Source organism: Methanogenium cariaci JCM 10550, assembly GCF_001315945.1.
GTDB classification, from domain to species: Archaea; Halobacteriota; Methanomicrobia; order Methanomicrobiales; family Methanomicrobiaceae; genus Methanogenium; species Methanogenium cariaci.
Genome location: NZ_BBBG01000036.1, coordinates 1 through 8,597, shown reverse-complemented (window position 1 = coordinate 8,597; position 8,597 = coordinate 1). Strand labels below are relative to the sequence as shown.

Here is an 8,597-nt window from a genome sequence, read left to right as displayed (position 1 = left end):
CGGGAGGGCCGACTTGCGGTGACGCTCACCGGTATTGCCCGTTCACCCGCCCTCACCGGATATCTGCCTTCGTGCAAATGGGCGACGGACGTACGGCATGAGAGCCGGGCACAGGCGGAGATCGGACGGTTCATCGCTGATATCATGCGAAGGGACACCCTCTATCTGATTGGCGCCGGGAGCACCACCGCCGCTGTCATCCGGGCACTGGGGGGGAAGAGAGCACCCTGCTGGGTATTGACGCCGTCTTTGACGGAGATGTCGTCGCCCGTGACCTCAATGAAGAGGGGGGGATCCTCCAGCTTTTAGACCACTACCCGAGGGTGCAGGCGGTTGTCTCACCCATCGGGGCACAGGGATTTGTGCTGGGCAGGGGGGAACCCAGCAGTTTTCCCCCCCTGCGGTGGTTGAACGTATCGGGCCGGAGCATTTCATTATCATTGCAACCGAGGCCAAACTCTCGCGCACCCCCCCGACCCTGTATCTGGATACCGGGAATCCTCTGATCAGCGCCCGGTTTTCTGATTCTGTTCAGGTAATCTGTGGATATGCGATGGCCCGCCGGATGCCACTGATGCGCTGATCAAAAACAGGTTATTCCCTATTTCCTTCCGGGTCAACCCTCCTTTTTTGCCGGAGACAGGTTTATCAGGATTGCTCTCCAGGAAGGGGGCATGGAGGATTCCCGGATCAACACGGTAATGATGGCTCTGCCGTTGCTGATTCTTGTTCTGGCCCTTGTGATTGCTCTTTACAATGCTGGATTTGATGTGAACAGGGCGGCCCTGCCGGAAAACCCTGCCGGGCCGATGGAAGAGACCATTAATGCCTGATACAGGCAGATCGGCCACTGATAACCGGTACGGCGGTGGAGACTGACACTGCTGCAGGCACGGTCACCCTGAAAGGAAGTGTGGAGAACCCGACCGCGTATCCGGTGAGTGTGCAACACCTTAATTACCGGATTCCCGGTGAAGATGGGGGGATTTACCGCCTCTCTTGCAGCACCGGTGACCGTCCCTCCCGGGGAGTATGTCACGGTTGAACTGACCGGTGCTGCCACGCCGGATGCTCTTTTTGCCCTGAATGCAGGTCGTGCCGAAGGGATACTCTCTTTTGAAATTGAGATACTGGGTATCCGTATAACAACCGAGGTGCCCCCGGACGTGGGAGGTGGAAGCATGACCGATACCGGGAAGGAGTGGACGGTGGCAGACTGCAATATCCCCCCCGGTCTCGTTGCAGGCATCTGTCTGATCGCGCTCCCGTTTCTTGGTTACTGGTGGTCGGTGCGGTTTGGAGATGGTGCCTTTGCCCTTGATGTCTCCCCCCGTTCATGCTGGGCATGTACGGGTTTGGAAAAGAGTTCTTCTCACCGCTGATTGCTGCGGTGAATACGGCGGTGATCATCACGATTGTCTTTTTTGGCGCCCTGCTTTTCGTCGGGTCGGTGCTCCGTTGTAGTCGCCACTACCGGCAGCAGTCAGACCGGCTGGTCGGGATGGCGGCCAATAAACCGCTCTGGCTGGTGGCACTCTTTCTCATCTCCATCGTTATCAGCGGGTTTGGAATCGAATACACTCTCCGGGAGAACGGGATTGCTGTCTCCCTGCCTGTTGTGGTTGGTGATGCGGTGGGGGGACGATTCATGCATCAGGCACCACCGTGCATATCCCGGTCTCGATGTCTCTGAATACGGCATTCTGGTATGCGTGGTATTCGCGATTATTGCCGTATATGCTGGTATATACCAGAAAAAACAGTATTATCACCGATCTGAAGAGAAAGACCTGCCGAAAGGCGATGAGTCACTCGAACCGAAAGCTGCGTAAAAATCCGCGCACAGAGATGGCCCTTTCATCTGTATTTCGGAAGATGTATCTCTCCGGGACTTTGGTCTGGCGCCGATGAAAGATATATCTATTCAGGCTCCTATCTACAATTCACCAGACCTGACCCGGGGGGGGTTATCGGGTGCTGGCGTGATGTCCTGTGGCTGATGTAATCTGCTTTTTATGAAAAATCAGTCGCTCCAGTATGGTGCTGGCGGGGGGGCACACGGGGGGGTGTATACATGGGGAAACATATGCTGGATTATCAGCATCATTTCAGAATGATGCGGTTCCGATGAATATTATCAATGATGACGGGAGACTCTGTTCGGTAAACCGAGCTTCAACGGGATATTTCCGGGGTGCCTCATCCGTTTTGGAAAACCAGTCTCCGATCTCTTTTTCGGGCGCCGTTCAGGGGGGGTTCACGCTGCTGTTGCAACAGATGCGGTCCCGGTCGGCCATGTCGCAGAATCTATTCGACTGCACCGGGCACTGGAGTATATCCGGGTGGCAGAGGAGGGTGTCGGTATCGGCTTCTGGGATAGCCTTGTAAAAGAAAGGGCGTTGTCGGTTGACAGCGGCTGGGCGCATATTATCGGGTATGAGGCAGGGGGGAGCTGGGCACATCGTTTGATGAGATATTCATGAACCGGATTCACCCGGTGGACCGGACGGGGGGGTGGCGGCATACCTCGCACGTATTGATAGCGGAACCACCTCCTCTGCCCGGACAGAGTTTCGTATGCGCCACCGGGACGGCAGGTGGATCTGGGTCAGGTCTGTCTGCCGCGTCGCCGTGTATGATGCCGCAGGCAGCCCGGAGCGGGTGGCGGGTCTGCATATGGATGTCACCCCCCGGAGCATGAGATGCTTGATGCCCTTGCTGAGGCAAAAAAGAAGATTGTCCTGCTCTCGTCTGTCACCCGGCATGATATCCTGAACCAGGTCTCGGTGATCCTGATGTGCGACGAACTGGTACGGGGCGATACCGGGCTGGCACCGCTGACTCAGGAGCAGGCTGATCATTATTGGGATATGGCGAATGCCGCGGCCCGCACCGTCGGACGGCTGATATCGTTTACCAGCGACTACGATGCTCTCGGTATGGAGCCGCCCCCCCGGTGGCAGAATCTTGCCACCGTGGTGCGCAATGTAGAAACCCTGCTTCATGGGGCCGGGGTGTCAGTCAACCTTGCCTGCGGGGGGAAATTGAGGTCTTTGCCGATCCGATGTTTGAGAAGGTGGCCTATAACCTGCTGGAGAATGTGCAGCGCCATGCCGGCGGGGGGGCAAACCGGGTGACGATTGCCCTTGCAGAGACAGAGGAAGGGTGTGTGCTCACCATCTCTGACGATGGCAGCGGTGTACCCCCGGGAATTAAAAGAGCGGATCTTTGAACGGGGGGGATACGGGACGAATACCGGCCTCGGGCTCTTTCTCTCCCGTGAGATGCTGGGAATAACAGGGATATCCATCACCGAGTGCGGGACCTGTGGGACGGGGGGCGGTCTTTCGGCTGGTGATCCCCCCCGACACCATATCCGGCGGGGCGGGAGTCCGGTCTGACTTTTTGTGCGGTGTTATTTCTGGAAGTCAATCACTTCCGGTTCCAGAGTCTGAAGATCGACGATGATGGCACGGGCCGGTGTCGGCTGAAGGTTCATCTGTTTCTGGAATGCAGTCTGTGACTGCCAGGTACCGGCATTGATGGCAAGCACCCCCCGCGATATTTTGTGATCCCCCCCGATATGTGTACGTGGCCGGTATGGAAGATCTCCGGAATCGGGTCGATGACGAGCCGGTCTTCACGGGAGGCGTATATGGGGGGGTGCGTTCTCCGTATGTGCAGGTGATGTGACGGCGTTTGAGCATTTCCACCATCACCTCGTCCGGCCGGGTATAGGAGGCACCGGGGATCAGGCCGATCATGTCGTCAAAGGACCGGCCATGGTACATCAGCACCGATACTCCCTGTATTTTCACGACCGCCGGATTCTCCACCAGAACGACATTTTCCGGGAGGTGCTGGCAGAACTTTGAGGGCAGGATGGGCTGGGGGGTTCGGCGCCCCGCACCGCGTCGTGGTTACCGGGTGAGACCACGATCTGGAGATGGGATGGGAGTTTCCTGAGCATTTCAGCGAATGCCTCATACTGGCCGTAGATATTCGGTATGGTGAGTTCCTTATCCTGGTCGGGATAGATGCCGATGCCGTCCACCACATCTCCTGCGATGATAAGGTAGCCGATATCCGGCTGCTCGTGCATCCATGCGGTGAACTCCTCCCATGCCTCTTCGAGGAAGGTGTCCGAGCCGACATGCACATCGGATATGAAGGCCGCTTTTCCCGGTGTTTCACTCAGGAAGGGGGGCATGGTTCACGGGGGGGATATCAGGGCGTGCGAGAGAGTTTGCAAAGAAAAGGCTGCCGTCACTGGAGAGCTGGCCGGTGACCGCAATGACCTCGTCCGGGATGAGACGTTCCGCCTCTGCGAAGTGTTCATGGCTCTTATTGAAGAGGACGTTGATCATGCCGGTCGGGTCTTCCAGCATTGCCATCCGGTGCCCGTTCTTGGTATTCCTGACATCCATCACCATGCCGATGAGGACGATATCCATATTGTAGTAGCGGCTGTTCCGGGCAATCCCGCCGATGGGCATGGCACCGGCATAGATCTTGTGGGTCCGCAGTATTGTCGAGAGCTGGTTGTAGCGGTCCCGGAAATAGTGGATAAAGTCAGTGAAGTCTACTCCGTTATTCTCGTATGAGCCTGCACCGCGTATCACGTCAACGGGTGCTTCGGTGAGAAATCGCGTCCCGTCCCGTACCCGGGTAAATCCGGGGATATGTTCGGTCGTGACGACGCTCACATGCGGGGGGCACCGCATCGGCGATCACCGGGATGAGCGAGAGGTCTTCCTGTTCGGTGAGATAGGAGACCACATCGGGGGGTGGACCTGCAACCCGCGGTTCAGAAACCCGAGCACGATCTCCTGGGGGGACGCTGCATACGAACAGGTTGGGGTTCAGGTGGTAAATACCCATACGAAGCGGCTGGGTTTGCCCCCCAGCTTTCATATGTTCTGAGGAGTATGTACTGTATTATGAAGGAACAACGCCGGAGCCTGGGGTGGTTTCCCGGGTGCAGCAATTTTTGAAGAGCGAAGACCCGAAAACGGGCATGGTTCGCGATATCCTCTGGATACTGGGGGGTCGTTGGCGGGGTCGCACTCCTCCTCTTTTTATTCTCCGGCACCTGGCCTGCCGTCGTTGCGGTGGAGTCCGGGAGCATGATCCGAATATGAATGTGGGGGGATCTTGTCTTTGTCGCGGCAGCAGATCGGTATGGTCCCCCCCTGACTTCCTGGGAGGAGGGGGGCAACAGAACGGGTATGCGAGGTTTGCCACGCACCCCCGACCGGCAGGGCAACCAGGTATATGGGGGGGATGTGATCATCTACAAGCCCAATGGCGACACGTCGGTGCATCCAATCATCCATCGGGCGGTGGCCTGGTATGACAATACCACCAATCCCGGCTATATCACCAAGGGGGGACAATAACCCGGCCATCGATCAGGATGCCTACATTGCGGGCATCGGTGCCATTCAGCCGGTAAGAAAGGAGTGGATCGTCGGCAAGGCGCTCTTTGCCATTCCGCTGGTCGGGTATCTGCCGTTGCATATTGTCGAGTTCGCCGCGGTTGTCATCGTCTTCCTTATTGTCTGGGAGTGGTATTCCCGGAGACGCGAGGCGAACGCCGGAGGGGGGGGCAAAAAGGTGGCAAATGCACCACATCCCGCAAAAAAGAATAGCAAAAAACGCTAAATCCTGGTATCCTGGCCCTGATTTCGGGGGGGCCATTCACAACTCTTTTGTAGCTCTGCGTTCAGACCACATCAAGGGAAATGATCCATATGAAAGAGCTCCTGGAAGATGTCCTCGAAGGGCACCGGCTCACGCCTGCTGAGGCAGCAGGGCTTCTGAAGGCACGCGGGTCTGATGCATGGGATATTGCCCGGGCAGCAGATATCATCCGTGAACAGACCGTGGGTGATGTGGTCACCTATGTGCGCAATCAGAATATTCACATATCAAATATCTGCCGGAATCTCTGTCGGTTCTGTGCGTTCGGGAGACCTCCGGGGGGGCGCCGGACGCCTACGACGTGGGGGGGATGCAGGTATCCGGGCACAGGTTGCTCTCGCAAAGGCACGCGAGGTCACCGAACTCTGTTTTCTTTCCGGGGTGAACCCGGCCTTTAGTGCGGAACGCTATGCCGAGATGATCGGGATTGCCCATGAAATTCTGCCGGAGGCTGACATCCATACGATGAGTCCGGACGAGGTGACCTGGGCGGCAACAAAGAGCGGGATCACGACGGCGGAGGTGATTGATATGGCCCGGGCTGCGGGTCTCGGGACGATGCAGGGCACCGGGGGGGCCGAGATCCTGGTGGACGCGGTGCGCAGTCGGATCTGCCCGAACAAGACTCCCACCGCCGAGTGGGTAAGGATCATCAAAGAGGCTCACGGTATGGGACTGAAGTCCACGGCGACCATGATGTACGGCTCACTTGATACCGCGGACGACCGGGCCGAACACCTCGGGGGGGTCATCCGGGATATACAGGACGAGACCGGCGGGTTTACGGAGTTCATCCCTCTGCCGTTCATCCATGAGAATACGCCGCTGCACCAGGCAGGACTTGTCACCGGTGGTTCTATCGGGCGGGAGGACCTGCTGGTCTTTGCGGTCTCCCGGCTTTTCTTCGACAACATCCCTCATATTCAGATCTCATGGGGGGCAAGACCGGTGACCGTATGGCCTCGCTGGGTCTCATGGCTGGTGGCGATGATCTGGGCGGGACGATGTTCACCGATGAGGTCTCAATGGAGGCCGGTGCGTCGGCAGCCGACTATCTCGACCCGGCTGACATGAAACGGATCACCGATGACCTCGGCCGGACGCTGCGAAGGCGGACGACCCTCTACGAACTCTCTGACTGAAGCGTTTTGCAGGCGGGAGGAGGGGGGCATATGTTTATTGTGCCTCAGTGAAAAATTCCGTCTGCACATTTGGCCCAAAAGGAAATACGATATGAATATCGATAAGCGACAGGTCTACATGGACCATGCGGCAACGACGGCGACCCGGCCGGAGGTGGCAGAGGCGATGCTCCCCCCCTATATGACGGGACATTTTGGCAATCCTTCCTCTCTTTATGATCTGGCAAAGGCGTCACGAACGGCTGTGGAAAAGGCTCGTGAACAGGTGGCGGCCGCCATCGGCGCAGCACCAAAGGAGATCTACTTCACGAGCGGCGGGACGGAGTCGGACAACTGGGCATTAAAGGGAGTGGCCTTTGCAAAGAAAGCGAAGGGGGGGAAACACATCATCACATCCGTTATCGAGCACCATGCGATCACCCATACCTGTGCGTGGCTCGAAAAACAGGGTTTTTCGGTGACGTATCTTGCGGTGGACCAATATGGTATGGTCGACCCCCCGCGGATGTTGAGGCAGCCATTACCCCCCCGAGACGATTCTTATCAGTGTGATGATGGCAAACAATGAGATCGGCACCGTCCAGCCCATCGCAGCGATTGGTGCCATTGCCCAGAAGCATGGCGTGCTCTTCCACACCGATGCGGTGCAGGCGGCGGGGGGGCATATACCGATTGACGTGCATGCGATGCATATCGATCTGCTGTCGCTGTCCGGCCACAAGTTCCACGGCCCGAAGGGGGGGACGGGCGCCCTGTATATCGGGCCGGGGGGGTGCGCCTCGACCCGCTGATGCACGGCGGTGCACAGGAGCGGGGGGGACGGCGTGCGGGCACCGAGAATGTGCCGGGTATCGTCGGTATGGGGGGCTGGCGCTCTCTCTTGCGGTTGCAGATATGACAGAGAACGCCGAACGGGTTACGGCATTGCGTGACCGGCTGACAGCGGGTATGCTTGCCATTCCCCCCCATGCCTACCTGAACGGCCACCCAAAGAGGCGTCTGCCGAACAATGTGAACGTGGTCTTTGAGTTTATCGAGGGGGGAATCCATTCTGCTCTTACTCAACCGCAAGGGGATTGCCGCGTCGACCGGGAGTGCCTGCAGTTCCAAATCGCTGGACCCGTCCCACGTGCTCATCGCCTGCGGGCTGCCGCATGATGTGGTGCACGGTTCGCTGCGCCTGACCCTTGGTGAGGAGACAACCGAGGAGGATGTGGACTATGTGATTGCTGTGGTGAAAGAGACTGTGCAGCGCCTGCGGGACATGTCGCCTTTAACACCGCCGGAGCTGAGGAGTCAGTCATAGGAGGAATGAAGAGATGTATAACGAGAAGGTGATGGACCACTTTGAGCACCCGAGAAATCAGGGTGCGATTGAGAATGCAAACGGCATTGGCGAGGTCGGCAATGCGCAGTGCGGGGATATTATGAAGATATACCTGAAGGTGGAGGATGACGTGATCACCGATGTGCGGTTCCAGACCTTTGGGTGCGGGGCGGCGGTGGCGTCGTCGAGCATGGCCACCGAGATGATCAAGGGCAAGACGCTTGCAGAGGCCTGGGAGCTCTCCAATAAGGCGGTCGCAGATGCACTGGAGGGTCTGCCGCCCCCAGAAACTGCACTGTTCGGTGCTGGCAGAAGAGGCGATTCACGCGGCGATCAATGACTGTCGCAGACAGCGCGGGCTCAAGGCGTGGGAAGAAAAGAACGGCAGCCACGCGGAACACCAGCACTAATCTTTTTTCCGGCGT

Annotated in this window: 15 protein-coding genes and 4 pseudogenes; 16 read left to right on the top strand and 3 right to left on the bottom strand. The window is 57.9% G+C overall.

Features of this window, described 5'->3' with window-relative positions; all coding sequences use genetic code 11:
- The 5 genes and pseudogenes from JCM10550_RS19960 to JCM10550_RS16170 all read left to right on the top strand — a co-directional run.
- A pseudogene (locus JCM10550_RS19960) lies at nt 1-309 on the top strand (hypothetical protein); the annotation flags it as partial.
- Between the two features lie 94 nt (nt 310-403).
- Nucleotides 404-583: a hypothetical protein gene (locus JCM10550_RS16180; protein WP_062400634.1), complete on the top strand. Its 180-nt coding sequence runs from the start codon at nt 404-406 to the stop codon at nt 581-583.
- A gap of 91 nt (nt 584-674) precedes the next feature.
- A complete protein-coding gene (locus tag JCM10550_RS19360) occupies nt 675-833 on the top strand; it encodes a hypothetical protein (protein WP_157200386.1) in 159 nt (52 codons plus the stop codon).
- A gap of 108 nt (nt 834-941) precedes the next feature.
- Nucleotides 942-1,382 (top strand): hypothetical protein, encoded by a 441-nt coding sequence (locus JCM10550_RS16175; RefSeq protein ID WP_062400632.1) that lies wholly within the window; start codon nt 942-944, stop codon nt 1,380-1,382.
- Complete coding sequence (locus tag JCM10550_RS16170) at nt 1,346-1,693, top strand: hypothetical protein (protein WP_062400630.1); 348 nt, start codon at nt 1,346-1,348, stop codon at nt 1,691-1,693. The genes JCM10550_RS16175 and JCM10550_RS16170 overlap by 37 nt, the downstream gene beginning before the upstream one ends.
- Before the next feature lie 553 nt (nt 1,694-2,246).
- Here JCM10550_RS16170 and JCM10550_RS19355 read toward each other — a convergent pair.
- On the bottom strand, nt 2,247-2,426 hold the full coding sequence (locus tag JCM10550_RS19355) for a hypothetical protein (RefSeq protein ID WP_157200385.1): 180 nt from the start codon (nt 2,424-2,426) through the stop codon (nt 2,247-2,249).
- Nucleotides 2,427-2,477: 51 nt separating this feature from the next.
- Nucleotides 2,478-2,687 carry a hypothetical protein gene (locus tag JCM10550_RS23935; protein ID WP_245619417.1) on the bottom strand — a complete coding sequence of 70 codons (210 nt, stop codon included), beginning with the start codon at nt 2,685-2,687 and terminating at the stop codon, nt 2,478-2,480.
- 15 nt (nt 2,688-2,702) lie between these two features.
- On the opposite strand from JCM10550_RS23935, the gene JCM10550_RS16160 reads away from it, so the two are divergent.
- Nucleotides 2,703-3,137, top strand: a complete 435-nt coding sequence (locus tag JCM10550_RS16160; protein ID WP_062400626.1) for a hypothetical protein — start codon at nt 2,703-2,705, stop codon at nt 3,135-3,137.
- 30 nt (nt 3,138-3,167) lie between these two features.
- Complete coding sequence (locus JCM10550_RS16155) at nt 3,168-3,401, top strand: hypothetical protein (protein ID WP_157200384.1); 234 nt, start codon at nt 3,168-3,170, stop codon at nt 3,399-3,401.
- 14 nt (nt 3,402-3,415) lie between these two features.
- Here the strand turns inward: JCM10550_RS16155 and JCM10550_RS16150 are convergent.
- Nucleotides 3,416-4,826, bottom strand: a pseudogene (locus tag JCM10550_RS16150) (DNA-directed DNA polymerase II small subunit).
- A gap of 315 nt (nt 4,827-5,141) precedes the next feature.
- Here JCM10550_RS16150 and JCM10550_RS20125 point away from each other — a divergent pair.
- The 9 genes and pseudogenes from JCM10550_RS20125 (at nt 5,142) to nifU (ending at nt 8,582) form a co-directional block, all read left to right on the top strand.
- Nucleotides 5,142-5,399 (top strand): hypothetical protein, encoded by a 258-nt coding sequence (locus JCM10550_RS20125; protein ID WP_175020543.1) that lies wholly within the window; start codon nt 5,142-5,144, stop codon nt 5,397-5,399.
- Entirely contained in the window at nt 5,353-5,664 is a 312-nt protein-coding gene (locus JCM10550_RS20120) for a hypothetical protein (protein ID WP_062400620.1), read from the top strand. The genes JCM10550_RS20125 and JCM10550_RS20120 overlap by 47 nt, the downstream gene beginning before the upstream one ends.
- A gap of 80 nt (nt 5,665-5,744) precedes the next feature.
- A pseudogene (locus tag JCM10550_RS16135) lies at nt 5,745-6,845 on the top strand (CofH family radical SAM protein).
- A 91-nt stretch (nt 6,846-6,936) separates the two neighbouring features.
- Entirely contained in the window at nt 6,937-7,413 is a 477-nt protein-coding gene (locus JCM10550_RS25480) for a cysteine desulfurase family protein (RefSeq protein ID WP_281175447.1), read from the top strand.
- Nucleotides 7,397-7,636, top strand: coding sequence for an aminotransferase class V-fold PLP-dependent enzyme (locus JCM10550_RS25475; protein WP_281175446.1), 240 nt, complete (start codon nt 7,397-7,399; stop codon nt 7,634-7,636). The genes JCM10550_RS25480 and JCM10550_RS25475 overlap by 17 nt, the downstream gene beginning before the upstream one ends.
- Nucleotides 7,618-7,743, top strand: a complete 126-nt coding sequence (locus tag JCM10550_RS25470; protein ID WP_281175445.1) for a hypothetical protein — start codon at nt 7,618-7,620, stop codon at nt 7,741-7,743. The genes JCM10550_RS25475 and JCM10550_RS25470 overlap by 19 nt, the downstream gene beginning before the upstream one ends.
- Entirely contained in the window at nt 7,740-8,003 is a 264-nt protein-coding gene (locus JCM10550_RS25465; protein ID WP_281175449.1) for a hypothetical protein, read from the top strand. The genes JCM10550_RS25470 and JCM10550_RS25465 overlap by 4 nt, the downstream gene beginning before the upstream one ends.
- On the top strand, nt 7,894-8,151 hold the full coding sequence (locus JCM10550_RS25460) for a hypothetical protein (RefSeq protein WP_281175448.1): 258 nt from the start codon (nt 7,894-7,896) through the stop codon (nt 8,149-8,151). Before JCM10550_RS25465 ends, JCM10550_RS25460 begins: the two co-directional genes overlap by 110 nt.
- A 13-nt stretch (nt 8,152-8,164) precedes the next feature.
- Nucleotides 8,165-8,582, top strand: a pseudogene (gene nifU, locus JCM10550_RS16125) (Fe-S cluster assembly scaffold protein NifU).
- Nucleotides 8,583-8,597: the final 15 nt, after the last annotated feature.

What these genes read in the sequence shown, in the direction of transcription:
- JCM10550_RS19360 (WP_157200386.1), top strand. Translation starts at nt 675, where the DNA reads ATGGAGGATTCCCGGATCAACACGGTAATGATGGCTCTGCCGTTGCTG.
- JCM10550_RS19355 (WP_157200385.1), bottom strand. Translation starts at nt 2,426, where the DNA reads ATGCGCCCAGCCGCTGTCAACCGACAACGCCCTTTCTTTTACAAGGCT.
- JCM10550_RS20120 (WP_062400620.1), top strand. Translation starts at nt 5,353, where the DNA reads ATGACAATACCACCAATCCCGGCTATATCACCAAGGGGGGACAATAAC.
- JCM10550_RS16160 (WP_062400626.1), top strand. Translation starts at nt 2,703, where the DNA reads ATGCTTGATGCCCTTGCTGAGGCAAAAAAGAAGATTGTCCTGCTCTCG.
- JCM10550_RS20125 (WP_175020543.1), top strand. Translation starts at nt 5,142, where the DNA reads ATGTGGGGGGATCTTGTCTTTGTCGCGGCAGCAGATCGGTATGGTCCC.
- JCM10550_RS16170 (WP_062400630.1), top strand. Translation starts at nt 1,346, where the DNA reads ATGTACGGGTTTGGAAAAGAGTTCTTCTCACCGCTGATTGCTGCGGTG.
- JCM10550_RS25480 (WP_281175447.1), top strand. Translation starts at nt 6,937, where the DNA reads ATGAATATCGATAAGCGACAGGTCTACATGGACCATGCGGCAACGACG.
- JCM10550_RS25465 (WP_281175449.1), top strand. Translation starts at nt 7,740, where the DNA reads ATGACAGAGAACGCCGAACGGGTTACGGCATTGCGTGACCGGCTGACA.
- JCM10550_RS25475 (WP_281175446.1), top strand. Translation starts at nt 7,397, where the DNA reads ATGATGGCAAACAATGAGATCGGCACCGTCCAGCCCATCGCAGCGATT.